Source organism: Roseibium sp. QJM3NY_11 (genome assembly GCF_056173175.1).
In genome coordinates, this window is sequence record NZ_CM149660.1 from 4,831,887 (window position 1) to 4,848,635 (window position 16,749).

The 16,749-nt window shown below is 61.5% G+C and carries 14 protein-coding genes; 1 reads left to right on the forward strand and 13 read right to left on the reverse strand.

Translation table 11 applies throughout. The annotated features are described in order from the left end of the window. Positions 1 to 33 precede the first annotated feature (33 nt). The 13 genes from AC0VX3_RS22140 to AC0VX3_RS22200 all read right to left on the reverse strand — a co-directional run bounded on the left by AC0VX3_RS22140 (position 34) and on the right by AC0VX3_RS22200 (position 15,549). Positions 34 to 2,364 (reverse strand): hypothetical protein, encoded by a 2,331-nt coding sequence (locus tag AC0VX3_RS22140; protein ID WP_475522330.1) that lies wholly within the window; start codon positions 2,362 to 2,364, stop codon positions 34 to 36. Between the two features lie 543 nt (positions 2,365 to 2,907). After that, complete coding sequence (locus AC0VX3_RS22145; protein WP_475522331.1) at positions 2,908 to 4,713, reverse strand: methyl-accepting chemotaxis protein; 1,806 nt, start codon at positions 4,711 to 4,713, stop codon at positions 2,908 to 2,910. Positions 4,714 to 4,870: 157 nt separating this feature from the next. Beyond that, positions 4,871 to 5,830, reverse strand: a complete 960-nt coding sequence (locus AC0VX3_RS22150; RefSeq protein WP_475522332.1) for an ABC transporter substrate-binding protein — start codon at positions 5,828 to 5,830, stop codon at positions 4,871 to 4,873. 436 nt (positions 5,831 to 6,266) lie between these two features. Continuing rightward, positions 6,267 to 6,617, reverse strand: a complete 351-nt coding sequence (locus AC0VX3_RS22155; protein ID WP_475522333.1) for a RidA family protein — start codon at positions 6,615 to 6,617, stop codon at positions 6,267 to 6,269. A 34-nt stretch (positions 6,618 to 6,651) separates the two neighbouring features. Beyond that, positions 6,652 to 7,752, reverse strand: a complete 1,101-nt coding sequence (locus AC0VX3_RS22160) for an NAD(P)/FAD-dependent oxidoreductase (RefSeq protein ID WP_475522334.1) — start codon at positions 7,750 to 7,752, stop codon at positions 6,652 to 6,654. Next, positions 7,749 to 8,771, reverse strand: coding sequence for a histone deacetylase family protein (locus AC0VX3_RS22165; protein ID WP_475522335.1), 1,023 nt, complete (start codon positions 8,769 to 8,771; stop codon positions 7,749 to 7,751). The genes AC0VX3_RS22160 and AC0VX3_RS22165 overlap by 4 nt, the downstream gene beginning before the upstream one ends. Next, a complete protein-coding gene (locus tag AC0VX3_RS22170) occupies positions 8,768 to 9,250 on the reverse strand; it encodes an N-acetyltransferase family protein (protein WP_475522336.1) in 483 nt (160 codons plus the stop codon). The genes AC0VX3_RS22165 and AC0VX3_RS22170 overlap by 4 nt, the downstream gene beginning before the upstream one ends. 2 nt (positions 9,251 to 9,252) lie before the next feature. Beyond that, complete coding sequence (gene kce, locus AC0VX3_RS22175; RefSeq protein ID WP_475522337.1) at positions 9,253 to 10,182, reverse strand: 3,5-dioxohexanoate:acetyl-CoA acetone transferase; 930 nt, start codon at positions 10,180 to 10,182, stop codon at positions 9,253 to 9,255. A 9-nt stretch (positions 10,183 to 10,191) separates the two neighbouring features. Then, the gene (locus AC0VX3_RS22180) at positions 10,192 to 11,547 is read right to left on the reverse strand and encodes an aminotransferase family protein (protein WP_475522338.1); all 1,356 of its coding nucleotides are present in this window, start codon (positions 11,545 to 11,547) and stop codon (positions 10,192 to 10,194) included. Then, entirely contained in the window at positions 11,544 to 12,629 is a 1,086-nt protein-coding gene (locus AC0VX3_RS22185; protein ID WP_475522339.1) for an ABC transporter ATP-binding protein, read from the reverse strand. Before AC0VX3_RS22185 ends, AC0VX3_RS22180 begins: the two co-directional genes overlap by 4 nt. Before the next feature lie 71 nt (positions 12,630 to 12,700). Continuing rightward, positions 12,701 to 13,840, reverse strand: a complete 1,140-nt coding sequence (locus AC0VX3_RS22190; protein WP_342890894.1) for an extracellular solute-binding protein — start codon at positions 13,838 to 13,840, stop codon at positions 12,701 to 12,703. 57 nt (positions 13,841 to 13,897) lie between these two features. After that, positions 13,898 to 14,683, reverse strand: a complete 786-nt coding sequence (locus AC0VX3_RS22195) for an ABC transporter permease (RefSeq protein WP_342890895.1) — start codon at positions 14,681 to 14,683, stop codon at positions 13,898 to 13,900. Further along, positions 14,683 to 15,549, reverse strand: coding sequence for an ABC transporter permease (locus AC0VX3_RS22200; protein ID WP_475522340.1), 867 nt, complete (start codon positions 15,547 to 15,549; stop codon positions 14,683 to 14,685). Before AC0VX3_RS22200 ends, AC0VX3_RS22195 begins: the two co-directional genes overlap by 1 nt. A 158-nt stretch (positions 15,550 to 15,707) precedes the next feature. On the opposite strand from AC0VX3_RS22200, the gene AC0VX3_RS22205 reads away from it, so the two are divergent. Then, a complete protein-coding gene (locus tag AC0VX3_RS22205; RefSeq protein WP_348144857.1) occupies positions 15,708 to 16,676 on the forward strand; it encodes a LysR family transcriptional regulator in 969 nt (322 codons plus the stop codon). The last annotated feature ends 73 nt before the right edge of the window (positions 16,677 to 16,749 follow it).

Sequence of the window (16,749 nt, forward strand, 5' to 3'; positions counted from 1 at the left end):
GGGTACGTCAGGAGAATTGCTGTCTGCGCGGTATCAGCCAGCCGGCCCGGCCAACAATTCTCGCCAGGATTCGAGATCCACGAGCATGCCGATCTGGCCGTCGATCGGAAGATCCGAACGACCGACCGAAGCGCCGGCGTGACCGCGGGCCAATGCGCGCACGAGGAGCTCCATGGACCGGGACCCGTGCCGGTACGCGTCGACCCCGATCAGGGCAGTGAGCAGTTCCGGCTCGATCGAAGCGCGTTTGTCCACTTGCGAAATGATGCCGTCCAGATGCCTTTCGAGCAGACGCCGCAACAGGATCGCCCGTCTCAGGAAATAGGCATGATCATGCTCGTTGCGCGGATTGGGGCCCTTCACGTCGTAGGACCCGCGCAGCCTGGAAATGAAATCGGCCTTCTTGGTCTCTTTTGCCAGTTTTCTGGCCGCCTCGAAATCTTCGAGGCCGGACTTTTCTTCGGGACCCTTGGTGTCTTGAGGAAACGGCTGGTTGCCTAGCCCGAACTCAAATTCGTCGAGCGTGTCACAGGTCCCGCCCGCAAACACGAAAATGCCACGCCCTACGGGACGCAAGGTCTGGCCCTCGAGAAACTGGCCGTCCTGCATCGGCGCGAGGAAGTTCTTCAAAAGAGAGAGATTTCTGGAATCGAACTCGTCAAAGAAACACAGCGGCGTTTTGTTCTCCAGATTACAGTCGCGGATCATGTGAAAGAACCCGGGAAGCTGCTCTTCCCCAACCTGTGACAGGTTGAATTCCAGAACCGGTGTCTTGTCTTTGTCGACTAGCTGCTTCACACCAAAGGACTTGCCCGCACCCGGCGGACCAAAAACCGCGATCGACAGGGGTTTGGAATCGGATTGATCGTCCAGATAACTCTGGATAAGCGTGTTCACAGCCCGAAGGCCTTCGATTTCCTCCCTGTCGACGGTCCACAAGTCACCGAAGCGGCCGTGCGGCAGATTTTTCAGGGTTTTTTCAATGCCTTCGCGCACGATCTGATGCGCCAATTGTTCGAAGGTTTTTTCGCTTTCATCAGGTGTGCGCCCCTCTTCCACCGCATCCGCGAGGAGTTGCACAGGAGGGTGTTGGGGTCTTGAAGTTTTATTTCCCGTTTCGGCGCAAGGTGCACTCAACTTGGGGGAAAGTTGAACATAGACCGGTAGAACGTGCCCTTCGGGCGTGCCCTGCAACTGGGCCTCATAGTCTTCCCTGAGCGCCCGGACGGCCGGATAGCCCGGTTGCAGCTTCCCCTCCGAATCCGTTTCGACGGTAAAACAACTCTCCGCATAAAGACGCGCATCGATCATCGCATCGGTTACTGCTGCGGCAAGAAGTGTTTCGCACTTTTTCTCCGGCGGTCGGAGATATGTGTTGGTGAAGCTGGCCAGAAAGCAATTCATCTTGCCGACCATGTCGCCAGGGAGAAGATGCGCCATTTCGCCTTCCGCCCGCATCGGATCGAATACAAGGGTGATCTTCAGTGTGTCCGGCGACGTGCCTTCGAGAATGGCAGCCCCTTCCACATCGAACAAAACGATCAGCGCGTCCGAGCCCTCTACGAGTGTCTTGAGCAGACCATGCTTCGCAGCCACGCCCGCACGAAGGTCCTCCACGACCCTGTCCCAACTGGGGCAGCGAGCGATCGGGGCGCCGGCTTGCGTCGTCTCGCCGCTGTAGTGGAGACGGAGATCGCTGGCCCCCACGATCACCACCCGCGTCCTCGCACTGCCCGCCGCGTCCCTGAATGCCGTCCAGGCCAGTTTCTCGGCAAGGGGCAGGTGCATTTTCAGGATCACGTCGGTGCCGCTGTTCTCCGGCAAACCGTTCATGGCGTTTAGGAAGGCATTTGGGTGATCACCAGCCGATTGCCGCAGGTCCGTGCCCGCGTCGTTGATGACAATCGCGTCCGGCTGCTCCAGTGGTAGATCGAGCTCGATCAAGATTTCCGATCGGAGGGTTTCTCTCGCATTTCCATAATAGCCTTCGAAACGCTCGACACGGAGTTTGAGGTTCTCCGGCACGTTCTTGCTTGCAACCTGGGCTGTCCGGAAACTGTCCGGCCTACCGGTATCTTTGCACAGCTTGCAATCGCCCAGCCGAGCAAGCGACTTCAACGCCGGTGTCTTCGTGCTGATTTTCGCGACGACAACCTCGTCTTTGGCAAAATACCATCTGAGCATGTCGGCCGTCATCTGGACGCCACCGTCGCGCGACATCGGGATCCACTGATCGTGGTTCTTCCAGTCTTCGTTGATGCCTTCGTTTTCGCCGTACCCGCCACGGCGGGCGAGCGGTAGAATATACTCGTCCGTTACCCTGTCGCCGAAAACAAGAATACGGGTGAGTTGATCTTCAGGCATTTGAAAACTCCCAAAAAATCGTCTGAAAGAACCTCTTCACCATGGAATACAAACTTGAATTCAAAGACTTCTGAAAAGCAAATCAGATGAACTAAAATACCGAAAATCACTAATCTCAAAAATATAACGAGACTCATGATGATATAGATTATTTTTTAGTCAATTACTTTATTCGAGAAATCGCTTATGCACTCGGCCTGAAAACTCAATTTCTGAATACGTATTTTCCGTTTTTCGCAATAATTGCTTGTACTTGCAAAAAAACACCACTCGACAACCATTCCGCTGAACCAAACGGGAAGAAAGTCCGTTTCAGCCGCAATCCGACAACAGGGCGGACTGCACCCTGTTGGCGCAGACTTCGCTGTGACGTTGGATAGCGCCTGGAACCTCGGCATCGGCCCCGACGGCACCCTGCATTATTTTGTCGCCGGGGATTGAGGGTTTCTGTGGCAACTGGGTTCGGCCTGTCTCCCGCAAAACGAAAAAAGCGGGGCCGAGGCCCCGCTTGATCCGATTGAGTAGTGAAGGTGGTCCGGTGCCTCAGGCGGCGGCGACCTCGCCGAGGAAACGCTCGACTTCGCCCTTCAGCGTCTCGGTCTTTTCCGTCAGGGCGGACGAGGCTTCGAGCACCATGTCGGCGGAACTCGAGGTGTGCTCGACCGAGCTGGACAGCTCGCTCATGTTGGAGGACACCGACGTGGTTCCCTGGGCGGCACGTTGAACGTTCTGCGAGATTTCCTGGGTGGCCGCGCCCTGCTGCTCAACCGCGGCTGCGATGGTGGCCGTGTAGTTGTTGACCTGCTCCATCGTTTCGGTGATCTCGGCAATCGCTTGGACCGATTCCTCGGTTGCTCCCTGGATCGCATTGATCTGGGTGCTGATCTCTTCGGTCGCCTTGGATGTCTGGGTGGCCAGTTCCTTGACTTCCGCCGCCACGACCGCGAAGCCCTTGCCGGCTTCGCCTGCCCGGGCCGCCTCGATGGTGGCATTCAGCGCAAGCAGGTTGGTCTGTTCCGCGATCGCCTGGATGAGGGTGATGACCTCGCCGATCTTCGCCGCGGAGGATGCCAGGCTCTCCACTTTCTCGTTGGTCACGCGGGTGCCGCTGGTGGCACGCTCGACCACTTCCGTGGTCTGGGACACCTGTCTTGAAATCTCGCCGATGGACGCGGACAGCTCCTCGGCAGCGGACGCAACGGTCTGGACGTTGTTGGTCGCTTCGTCGGAAACCGTGAGTGTCTGCGTGGCATGACCGGCGCTGTCCTTGGCGATCTGGATCAGGTCCTGAGCCGTGCTGTCCAAACCCTGGGCAGTCTCCTCGACCGAACTCACAAGCCCCTGGGACGTTGACCGGAATTCGCTGATGAGATCTTCCACCTTCTGCTGGCGCTCGAGCTGCTGGCGCTGGTTATGCGATTGCTCGACTTCCATTTCACGCTGGTGGATCAGGGCAACACGGAAGGATTCAACAGAGGTCGCAATGGAGCCGATCTCGTCCCGGCGACCGGTGGCCGGCACGGTGGTGTCCAATTCGCCCTCGGCGATCGAGGTGATGGCATTCTGGAGATTGCCGATCGGAGTGGTGATCCGGTTCATGAGCACGACGATGATCACCGCCATGGCGGCAAGCGCGACAAGTCCGATGATGATCATCTGAACCGCGATGCCGAATGCGGGACCGGTCAATTCAGCCGATGGCACAAAGGTCTCGACAGCCCAGGGAGCGCCCTGCACCGGCGCGATCGCCGAAACATAGGACTTGCCGTCCCGTTCCATGTCCGAGAACGTCACCATGGCGGAGGTCACGGGGGTATCGACCTTGTCGACGCCCGTGGTGAGCTGCGCGCCGCCGGCATCGCCGACCGTGACCACCCCGTAGCGGGAGGACCGCAAGAAATCCAGATCGAAGACGGCAACGAGGTATCCCGCGACAGCTTCGGCCTTCTTGTCCACCAGTTGGGCCGCAAGGTAGAAGTTTCTGCCTTCGGCACCGGTTTCCTCGTAAAGTGTCTGTTCGTCGCCGGCCAGGGCTCCGACGATGGCGTTCACCGGCACACCGGCGAGATTCTCGGATGTGCTGACGACGACCTCGCCTTCAGCATTCAGAAGCTGCATGGCGGACAGGTGGTCGTAGGTCGCGACGATCTGATCGAGCTGCTTGACCGAGAGTTTGCGGCTTGCCTTGGCGACAAAGGAGTTTGCCATGGCCTTGGCATAGGTGTCGCGTTCGCTCCAGGAGGAGACGTTAATCCTTCGGTCCTTGATCCAGTCGCCGGTCGAACTGCTCAGCAGGACAGCCGTTTCGCGAAGTTGCGAGCGCACCATTGTTCCGATGCTGTCCGACATGCCCCAAGAGGACACTCCGACCAATGCGGCCAGTGCCACTATCAAGGACAGCAGACAAGGCACAAGAAAGCGCGTTCTAATCATGATCAAGACCCCCAAACCCCGGTATTGTTCCGTGCGAATACGGCGCAGCCCGTCGGGCTGCGCCGTTCGTTTTCTATTCGACGATCGAATTCGCGATTTCGACCAGTTCCGCCTGAAGCTCGACACCGGACGCTTCCGCGATCTTGCCGTTGATGATGATCAGGCCTTCCTTGTTATGCGTGACAGGAATGTCGCTGACCGCTTTGCCGCCCATGATTTCCATGGCTGCATTGGCCGACCAGGCACCCTGTTCCTCGGCGACCTTGCCGAAGACCAGCGTCACGAAGTTCTGCATGAACGGCTGCATGGAACCGGTCGGGATCTTGGTGTTCGCCAGGATGAATTCCTCGGCAGCGCCGTCTTCCCAGCCTTCGATACCAGCATAATTGGAGAAGATCAGAATATCGACCTGGTCCTGAAGCTCGACGAATTTCGTCTTGAAGTCTTCAAAGTTGCTGACGTAATCCGCCGCAGTGAAGTTGATCTGGTCACCAAACTTGCTGGCAATGGCCTCATAGTTCTTGTGCTCGGACGCCGTTTCGGCACCGATGAAGCCAACCCGGTCTCCAGCCGCACCCGGTGCGAGCATGCCGACAAGTTCATCGGCAGACGCAACTTCGACCATGCCGGTCACATTAGCTGTCGGGAAACCATAACCGGACGCATCCCAGTTCAGACCACAGAACACCACCGGGATGTCCGTGCCGTCCAGATGCTCGACGATCAGGAATTTCGCTGCGTTGTCATCACAGGCGATCACGACATCCGGCTTTTTCTCCTGAATGAGATCAAACGCTTTCTGGGAAGCCTCGACCTTGAAGTCGTCGCCCTTGTTGCGTTTGGTATCCATCCGGAAAATGGTCAGGTTGTGGCCGGAACCGTCAAGTGCTTCCTGAATGCCTGCAGCGATGCCATCGCTCCAAGCGTAGCCTTCGTGGTAAGAATCGACGAACAGGACTTCTCCTGCCTGCGCCGAACCGCACGCGATGATTGCTGACGCTGCAAGCAAATTCCGAGTATAGTTGGTTTTCATTATGCCTCTCCGCAGATTCTTCGTATTGATGCCCAGAATTTATGCAGAGGTCTCTTAAGATATAGTCAAAATAGCGGTTAAAAAAATTGCACCTCAAAATTATATAATTTTTTATTGTAAAAAATACGTATGAATTATCGCATCGATCTGGCTGCCATTTACATTGTGAGAAACAACAATATCCGCAGAATTCTCCGGTTTTTACTCCGTTGACTGTCTCCAACCAGCCTCATGGCAACTCCATGACGGACCCATGACAAACCCGGGCGATACGCACATTTTGTGGTCGCCAACTCGGGTGTCCCGGTCATTTTTTTCGCAATGAGCAGAAAGACGGACCACCAGGTACCGGAAACGCGTCTGCCGGCATCACCCTGGTTGGATGACCCGGATGCAAGGTCCGGGTCATCCGCCTGCTGACGAGCAGGGAGCCGGATCAGCCGGACGCTGCGACGATGATGATCTCGACCGTATATTCAGGTGTTGCGAGCCGGCTCTCGCCGCAGGCCCGCGCGGGTGGGTTGGCCGGATCGACCCAGGCATCCCAGACAGCATTCATCTCGGCGAAATCATCCATTGAAGCCAGCCAGATCGTGGCCTGCAGGATGCGGGACTTGTTGCTGCCGGACCGCTCAAGAAGCGCCTCGATACGCTCCAGGATGGTGCGGGTCTGGTCTGCGGTGGTGTCACCTGGATTGCCGACCTGCCCGGCCAGCCAGACAAGACCGCCATGAAGGACGGCCTGGCTCATGCGGGGACCGCTGTCGAGCCGTTTGATATCGGACATGGTTCGTTTTCCTTTGGTTCGAGACCGTCGCCGTTCAGGCGAGACGGGCCGGATTGAGAGCAAGCACAACATCCGCAGCCAGTTCGGAGGGGCGAGAAAAGCACAGGTCCGCAGTCAGCCGCGACAGGGCCGGTGCCGTCTGTACCCCGTAACCGCCCTGCCCGGCCAGCCAGAAGAACCCTTCGGCGTCCGGAGCAAAGCCGACAACGGGCGTGCGGTCGGCAACGAAGCTCCTGAGCCCCGCCCAGTTCCGCTCCACCCGGGTGACCGGCATGGTGACGGCCTGCTCGAAGCGGTGCAGCCCTTCGGCAAGCACCATGTCGTCGGCCCAGACGTTGTGGGGCTCAACCGGGTCCTCGTCGGCAGGGGAGACCATCAGCTTGCCCGCGTCGGGTTTGACGTACCAGCTTTCCGAAGCACTGGCGACAAGCGGCCAGCCGGTGACATCGACACCCTCCGGGGGCGGCACGATGGCCGCCGAGCGGCGCATGGGAACCAGGCTGACCTTCCTGGCTCCGGCAAGGCCGGCGATCTGATCCGCCCAGGCACCGGCGGCATTGATCAGCACAGGCGCCTCGAACGTGCCCTTCGGCGTTTCCACTTGCCAGGAGCCGGAAACCCGGGAAATCTTGTGGGCCGGCGCCTCGGTCACAAACCTTGCGCCGTGCCGCCGGGCGAGACGCGCGCAGCCTTGCAGAAACCGGTCGACGTTGATGTCCCTGGCGTCCCGCTCGATGGCCGCGGCAGCGATGCACTCCCTGCGCAGCAGAGGAAACAGGGCGACCGCCTCATCCGCACTCAGGATCTCCATGCCATCGGCGCCTTTCAGATAGGATTCGAAGGCTTCCAGTTCGTCTTCCGTGGCGATCAGCATCTCGCCGCGCGGAGACAGAAGGCTTTGGTCCGATATGCCTTCCGGGGTTTCCAGAACCGGTTCGGAAGCGATGTTGAGCGCGCGCAGGATCCGGTTGCCATAGTTGCGGATATAGATGGCCGCCGAGCGTCCCGTGGAATGCCGCCCGAGCGCATCCTCCATTTCCAGAACGGTGACGGAGGCGTCAGGCGCCAGGCGCGCGGCGGCGCCCGCGCCGGCAATACCGCCGCCGATGACCAGGAAATCCGAGGTTTCGGTCATGCGTTCTGAAATCCCTTCAGGAAGCCGGTCAGGTTCTGACCGAGTTCCTCAGACAAATAGCCGCCTTCCTGGACAAACAGGGCCGGCAGGCCAAGCCCGGCGATGGCGGCTCCGATCCGGCCGAAGCCCTGCGTGGTGATGGCAAGCCCCTTGAGGGGATCCTTTTCATAGGCGTCCAGGCCGAGCGCCACAACAACAACATCGGCACCGAAGGCGCGGATGTGCTCGAACGCGGTCTGAAGCGTCTCGAGAAAGGCAGCGTCGCCGGTGCCGCGCGCCAGCGGCAGGTTGAGGTTGCAGCCCCGGCCTGCGCCCTCCCCGCGCTCGTGGCCATGACCCCAGAAGAACGGATAGAAGCGCACGGGATCGGCATGGAGCGAGACAGTCAGAACGTCGCCGCGCTCATAGAAGATGCCCTGCGTACCGTTGCCGTGATGCACGTCGATGTCGAGAATGGCCGGCCGCTTGCCGGCGTTCAGAAGGCGCTCGGCCGCGATCGCGGAATTGTTGAGGAAGCAGAACCCGCCGGCGAGATCCGCGAAGGCATGATGCCCCGGCGGGCGCGACAGCACGTAGGCGGCCTCACCTCCCGCCGCCATCAGATCGGCGCCCTCGATGGCACTCTGCGCGGACCAGTAGGCCGCCTCCCAGGTTCCAGCCGCGATCGGACAACTGGTGTCGGCCTGATGAAACCCGGCCTGACCGACCGCCGAGCGCGGGTAGCTTGCGGTTCTGCGGTCCGGGTGAATATTCGGGATCACCTCGTCGGAAGCGCCCTCGATCCTGCTCCAGCGCTTGTGGATCGCCTGCAGGAAGACCAGGTATTCAGCCGAATGCACCGCTGCGACGGGCCCGAGGCCATGGTCCGCTGGCGTCTCGAACCGGCAGCCGGCCGCCTCCGCGCCCGCCTTGAGAACCTCGATGCGCCGGGGCTGTTCCGGGTTCGGCAACAGCGCGCCGTTGGCCATGAAGTGTTTTGGATCATGCACCCACTGGCGCTCGTCGAATACCGCTCTCATGGGCGTTTCCTCAATTTGGCCAACTCCGGTCCCTGAAGGTCGAGAACGGTTTCATCCTGGCGGGGCTCAAATCCCAGACGCCGGTAGAACCGGTAGGCGGCCGGGTTGTCGTGATAGACGGCGAGTTTCAAGAAGGTGATCGTCCAGGTGCCGGGCGCGAGTTCCGGCGCGGCGGCAAGCAATCGCGCGCCGAGCCCCGCTCCCCGCGCTTCTTCAGCCACCCACAGGTCCGACACGTAGAGGCCGGCACCGCCGCGCACCGTCGAAAAGACGGGGGACGCCACCAAAGTGCCGAGGGTCTCCTCGTCCCGGGTGGCCAGCAGGGCGAAATACGCCGGCGGCTCGGAAAAGCCGTGGCGCACCAGGTCGTCCACGCTGGCGGCATGATCGTCGCCCAGATCCCTGGAAAGTCGGTTCAGTGCATCGTGAAGCCTGCCGGCGTCTTCGCGTTCTGCCCGCTTGATCCCTATTGCGTCCATCTTCAAAAAACCGTCCCGCCGGCACCCTTGAGGCCGAGCATCTGCCGGGCCTCCGTGGGCGAGGCGATGCTGCGGCCGAGTTGCTCCGCGATCTTGCGGATCTTGACGACCTGGTCCGCATTGGACCGGGCCAGCTCGCCCCGGGCGATATAGAGATTGTCTTCCAGGCCGACCCGCACATGCCCTCCCATACCCGCCGCAATCGCCGCGAAGGGGATCTGCTGGCGCCCGGCTGCAAGCACGGAGAACAGGTAGTCCTTGCCGAAAAGCTTGTCAGCCATGCGTTTCATGTGCTGCAGGTTCTCCGGGTCGGCGCCGATACCGCCCAGCACCCCGAACACGAACTGGATGAAAAAGGGCGGTTCGATCAGACCACGGTCGGCAAAGTGGCGCAGCATGTAGAGATGGCCGACATCGTAACATTCGAACTCGAAACGCGCGCCGCGCTCCTGTCCCATCCGGACCAGAACCTCGGCGATGTCCCGGGGGGTGTTCTTGAAGACAAGATCGTCGGAGTTTTCCAGGAACGGCTTTTCCCAGGTGTGCTTCCAGTCGTCATACCGGGCCGCCAGCGGATAGAGCGCGAAGTTCATGGTGCCCATGTTGAGCGAACACATTTCCGGCTCGGCCGTCAACGGTCCTTGCAGGCGCTGCTCCAGGCTCATGACGGCGCTGCCGCCGGTGGTCAGGTTCAGGACGGCGTCGCAGCCGGCCTTGATCTGCGGCAGAAACGCCATGTAGTCCGCCGCGTCGGCGGAGGGCTGACCGGTCTGCGGATTGCGGGCGTGCAGATGCAGGATCGCCGCACCCGCTTGCGCCGCACCGATGGACTGCCCGGTTATCTCGGCCGCCGTCACCGGCAGATGCGGCGACATGGTGGGCGTGTGGATGGAACCGGTAACGGCGCATGTAATGATGATTTTATCTGTCATTTCGATCGCTCAGCCGACACGGGCCCGTTGTTGCGAAAACCTGTCCACGAGCTGGCGCAGGGACTTGTCGAGCCCGTCGACGATCTCGGCCACATGGTCCGGTGTGGAAATCATCGGAGGGGCAATCAGGAAATGATCGCCGCTGTAACCGCCGCGCGTTCTGCGGGAATAGATGATCAGGCCGTTCTCATAGGCGATATCGACCAGCAGGCTGAAGGCATTCAGCTCCCTTGGAAGCGGGGTCATGCCTGCCCTGTCCTCAACCAGTTCGAAGGCCAGCAACAGGCCTTCGCCGCGCACATCGCCGATTATCCCGTAACGATTCATCAATCCGGTCAGCTCGCCTTTCAGCAGTGCGCCGGTGGAAGCGGCGTTCGCGCAGAGATGCTCCCGCTCGATTTCGTCCAGAACCGCCAGTCCGGCGGCGCAGGCAAGCGGATTCCCGGCATAGGTGAAGCCATGCAGGAATCCTCCGGCATCGAGCACCCTGGCGACGATGTCGCGATGCGCGACCATTGCGCCGAGCGGGGAATATCCGGCGGCAAAACCCTTGGATATCACCAGGATGTCCGGCGCGACGTCCCAGTGATCCGCGGCGAAGAACCTGCCGGTTCGCCCGCCGCCGGTCATGACCTCGTCGTGGATCAGGAGAACGCCGTAGCGGCTGCAGATCTCGCGAATGCGTTTCATGTACCCCTTCGGGGGCACCAGCGCACCGGTGGAGGCGCCGCCGACCGGCTCGACGATGAAGGCCAGAACCGTGTCCGGGCCTTCTTCGAGGATCTTTTCCTCCAGCATGTCGGCGTAGTGGTGGCCGGTGGCCTCGTCCTCAGGATCGAGACCGTCGAGATAGGCCCGCGGCGCGGGGATCTTCGGCATCGGCCGCATCATCGGATCGAACGGCTCCGTCAGGGGAGCGTAGCCGGTCAGGGCAAGCGCCCCCAGCGTGCAGCCGTGATAGGACGGATCGCGAGAAATGACCTTGTACCTGCCGGCCTCGCCTTTTGCGAGCGCGTGCTGGCGCGCCAGCTTGATGGCGCTTTCCACCGCCTCCGAGCCACCGGACACGAAAAACACCTTGTCGAGGCCTTCGGGTGCGAGAGCCGCCGTTCTGGCGGCGAGTTGTTCGGCCGGTTCCGTCTCGAAGTGCAGCCGGTAGCCGAAGGTCGACTTGTCCATCTGCTTGCGCATGGCGTCCAGGACGCGCGGATTGGAATGGCCGATATTGCAGACCATGGCGCCGGACGATCCGTCCAGGTAGCGCTTGCCGTCGACGTCCCACATGTAGACACCGCGGGCCTGATCCAGAACCGGCCGCCGCTGGCCGGTCTGGTAGAAGAGGTGCGAGGTTTCCGGACGGGTCATGCGGACGCTCCCGGCAGCGCCGCGCAGTCCCGCGGGCGGAAACGAACGGACACAGGGGTGCCTTCTGCGAACGGACGCCGGTCGATCATGTTGACCGCCTGGAGCTTCTGATCGCCGACGCGCACGAAATAGCGCGCCGCCTGGCCCTGGTAGTCGACGGCTTCGACGACGCCGTCGAGGGCGATCCGGTCGTCCGCCGGGGCATCCGCCTCCGTGAGCTGTAGTTTTTCCGCCCGGATCACGAGCTGAGCCGGGCCGGCTCTGGCGACATTGAGCGCCCGCTCCCGCGGCACGGTCACTTGCCCGATATCGTCATGCTCGAGCGCAAGGCCGTGGCCGGTCACTTCCCTGCAGGTGGCCGGCAGGATGTTGGAGATCCCCAGGAAGCGCGACACGAATTCGCTGGCCGGGGTGTTGTAGACCTCTTCCGGCGTGCCGACCTGCTCCACCCTGCCGTCGGACATCACGACAATCCGGTCCGACATGGCAAGGGCCTCGGACTGGTCGTGGGTGACGAAGACGGTGGTGATGCCGATCCGGTGCTGGATCCGTTTCAATTCCACGCGCATGTCCTCGCGCAGGTTGGCGTCCAGCGCGGACAGCGGCTCGTCGAGCAGCAGGACATCCGGCTCGATGACGATCGCGCGGGCCAGGGCGATGCGCTGCTGCTGGCCGCCGGAAAGCTGCTTCGGATAGCGGTCGCCGACCTGGGGAAGTTGCACGAGGTCCAGCGCGTCCCTCACCTTCTTTTCCGCGTCCGCCTTCGAAAGGTCGCGGTACTTCAGCCCGAAGGCAACGTTTTCGGCAATCGTCTTGTGGGGGAAGAGCGCGTAGTTCTGGAACACGAGCCCCAGATTGCGCCGGTGGATCGGCACGTCATTGATGCGCTGACCCTTGATGGTGATGTCGCCTTCGGTCGGGTCGATCAGACCGGCGATCATCCGCAAGGTGGTGGTCTTGCCGCATCCTGACGGGCCGAGCAGCGTGACGAAACTGCCGTCCGGTATGTCCATGCTCATCCGGTGAACGGCGGTGAAGCCGCCGAACTTCTTGACGATATTGGTGAGGGAAACTGCGCTCACGCCATTTCTCCGGCTGTCGGGTGCGGGGGTGCCCGCAGCCGGTACCGGCTGCGGGCAAGTCATTGTCAGGCTCAGTAGCCCTTCTGGATCCGGCCGAAGGTCTTCGACCAGTCCGCCTCGTGGGCGTTCCAGTATTCAGGGTTGGCGAAGGTCAATCCGTCCAGGGTGCCGGTCGGGTCGAACGCCGGCAGGGTCGGGATCTTCTTGCCGAGGTCGACCTTGTTGGGGTCGAGCGCCGGCGGGTAGTTCTGGCCCTCGGCAACCGCAATCGAAGTTTCCGGCGCCAGCATGAAGTTGAGCAGTTCCTCGCATTCCGCCATGGGCGAGCCCTTGATGACGAACAGGCATTCCTGCCAGCCGAACCCGTTGGGCGGATCGATGTAACCGATGTCGTGACCCTGTTCCTGAAGCGCGTAGATGCGGCCGGACCAGCCCTCGGTGACATAGATCTCCTCTTCGGCGAGCAGGCTCATCAGTTCGGCACCGGACTGCCAGTATTTCAAGAGCAGATCCCGGTTGGTGCGCACGGCCGCCCAGACCGCGTCCATGTCGGTGGCGTTGTTCGGGTCCTGGCCGGTCTGCAGCGAGGCGTACCAGACACGGGTGCGCCAGTCGGACCAGCCGCCGATCTTGCCCTTGTAGGCTTCGTCGATCAGCAGCTTCGCGCCCTTTTCCCTGGCCTCTTCGTCGGAGATGTACTTGCGGTTATAGGCAATGCCCGTGGTGCCATAGTCATAAGGAACGCAGGAGAGCTTGCCGTCGGTGACCGAGCGGAAAACATCGGTCAGCTTCGGAATGACGTATTTGAGGTTCGGGATGTTGTCCTCGTTGAGGGTCGCGTTCAGCCCGAGATTGACGTAGCGCGCATAGTCGAACACGCCGGACAGATGCGCGATGTTGTATTCGCCTTCCTGACTGGCTTTCACACGGGAGAGATATTCGTCACCGCCGCCGAAGGTGCCGTCGACAACCTTGACGCCGGTCTTTTCCGTGTAGGGGTCGAAGGCGTATTTGCGGAACGCTTCGGAGACCACACCGCCCCAGCCGTCGAACCGGACCTGGTCCGTGGCGGCGAAGGCCTGACGGGCGAAGGGCGTCTGGACGCCGAAGGCAAGACCGGCGGCGCCGATCAGTCCGAGGAACTTGCGCCGGTCGAGATCGCCGTTGAGATAGCGTTCGCGCAGGCGTTCATAACGTTTGGTACTGTCCATTTTTCTGTCCACTCTGGTTCGTTTTTTTTCAGGTTTTCTTGTTTGGGTCGCACGGTTCTAGCCGCCGCGCTGCATGGCCATCCGCCGGGCGATCGCCAGGCCGAGAAGCGGTAATCCGACGGTGAGGAAGATCATCACGGTGCCGAGCGCGTTGATCTCCGGCGAGATCGAATTGCGCAGCATGGCGAAGATCTGGGTCGGCACGGTTTCCACCCCGCCGGGCTTCCAGAACAGCGTGCCGGTGATGTCGTCGAAACTGATGGTGAAGGCGAACAGCATGCCTGCGAAGACGGCCGGGGCCAGCAGAGGCAGGGTGATCCGGAAGAAGGCCTGCACCGGGCTGGCGCCCAGGCTGAGCGCGGCCTCTTCGTAATCGCGGCGGATGCCGACGAGGCGGGCCTGCACCACCAGGATGACAAAGGGCAGCGTGAAGATCACGTGTCCCATCAGCAGCAGAAAGAAGCTCTTGTTGATGGACAGGAAATTCAGGAACAGCAGCAGGGCGACCGCCAGAACGACTTCCGGCACCAGGATCGGCGCGATCAGAAGTGTCGAGATCAGGTTGCGGCCGGGCACGTTGTAGCGCACCAGTGCCAGGCTCGCCAGAACGCCCAGCGTCGTGGACACGAGCGCGGTCAGCCCGCCCAGGATCAGCGATGTGCGGAAGGCCCTGAGGATGGCGTCGTTCTGGGCCAGTTCGACAAACCAGCGGAACGAGAAGCCGGTCATCGGGAAGCTGCCGAACTGGCTGGCGTTGAAGCTCAGCAGCACGATCACGGCCACCGGCAGGAACATGAACAGATACACCAGAAGCGTATAGATGCGGATCAGGTTCCAGCCCATCAGCCCAGCCCCTTCATCAGTTGCGCCATGCCCAGGTAGTGATTGTAGATCAGCACCAGGGCGCCGAGGACGGCGAGCAGCATCAGCGACAGGGCGGAGCCGAGCGGCCAGTTGAGCTGGGTGATGATCGCCTCGAAAACGAGATTGGCGAACATGGCGTCCGTCGGACCGCCGAGGACCAGCGGCGTGATGTAGGTGCCGGCGCTCAGGACGAAACACAGCAGTCCGCCAGCGGCAAGCCCCGGCAGGGACAGCGGCAGGGTCACTTCCCGGAAGGCCTGCCAGCGGGTCGAGCCGAGCGAACAGGCGGCGTCTTCCAGCGAGACATCGACACCTTCCAAAGCGACATAGATATTCAGCACCATGAAGGGCAGCAGGAAATGCACCAGCCCGAGGATCACGGTCGGCTCGTTGTAGAGCATCTGAACCGGCTCGGAGACGATGCCCAGGTTGAGGAGCAGCCAGTTGACCGCGCCGGAGACGCCCAGAATGTTGATCCAGGACATGGTGCGGATGATGTAGCTGATCCAGAACGGCAGCATCAGCAGAAGCAGCAGCAACACCTTGTTGCCTTTCGAGCGGGCGATGAAATAGGCGGCCGGGTAGCCCAGCACCGCGCAGGCGAAGGTGGTGATCGCCGCGATGCGCAGCGTTCCGAGCAGAATGTCCCGGTAGAACGGATCGGTGAGCGCCTCGATCCAGTTGTCGAGATAAAAGCCGGCCTGATCGGCGCCCGTGGCGGTGCGCAGCCAGAAGGAATAGACGACGATGAACGCGAGCGGCACGAACAGCAGCAGGCCCACCGCGCTCAGGGCCGGCGTGAGCAGTATCCACGGTTGCCGTCTTTCCCGCGCCTCGACGCTCATGGATTTGCCCCGCTGGATCAGCAAAGGCCGATCGAAATCGACGGACCTTCAGGAGCTGACCGGTTTTTGGATTGTCAAAACTGCTTGACTCCAGCGTTGCAGGTGGCCCCTCATAGATCAAATAGATAATAGAAATTACAAGTATTGATGAGATCTATATGCCCGAGGAGCTTCGCCCTATCCAGGCCGAGAGGCTGGCCCGCGACCTGGACTGGAACCTGCTCAGGACCTTTGTCGTTCTGGCGCAGGCGGGCAGCGTGACCCGTGCGGCGGAACGGCTCCGCCTGAAACAGCCGACCGTCTCCAGTGCCCTGAAACGGCTGGAAGACCGGCTCGGACGCAAGCTGATCAACCGCAAGCCCGGCCAGTTCGAGCTGACGGAGGCCGGCACGCTCCTGTTCAAGGAGGCGGTCGAGATCCAGGGATCCATCCTGCGGCTCGGCACCTTGATGCGCGACGTCACCGACGAGGTCCGCGGCCATGTCGAGATCGCCATGGCCAGTCACGTGGTCAGCCCGCTCTTCGACGATACCTTGCGCGAATTTCACGAACATCACCCCGCGGCGACCCTCACCATCAATGTGTCGGCCAGCAAGGACGCCCTGGAGGCCGTGACAGCGCGCCGTGCCTCGGTGGCGGTCTGCCTGGTACGGGATCGAAATCCCAGGCTGGAATACCTGCGCCTGTTCCGCGAATTCTTCGGCCTGTTCTGCGGGCCGCCCCATGCCCTGTTCGGCAAGACCGACCTGACCAAGTCCGATCTTGCCGGCCAGTCGGCGGTCAGCTTCGTCACCGACCGGCTGGAAGACGCGCTGAGGCCGGTCACGCTGATGCGCGCGGAGGCCGATCTGGAAGACCGGGTGGTCGGCACTTCGGCCAATCTGGAGGAAGTCCGGCGCATGATCATCGCCGGTCTCGGCGTCGGCCCCCTGCCGGTTCACGTCGCCGGGCGGGATGTGCGCGACGGTCTCTTGTGGCAGTTGCCGCCCTATGACGCCTTGCCGGAGATCGATGTCCACGTGGTCTGGAACCCGAAGGCCAAGCTCAACCGGGCCGAAAAGGCCCTCCTGGGCATGCTGCTGGCCAGGATCCGGGAGACCCCGATCGAGGAGAGAACCTACCGGTAACACGATGAAGGCGGACCGGCTTTCCCGTCTGTTGCCCCCCGGAGCGATGCCCTTTTCTGCCCATTAAGGATGC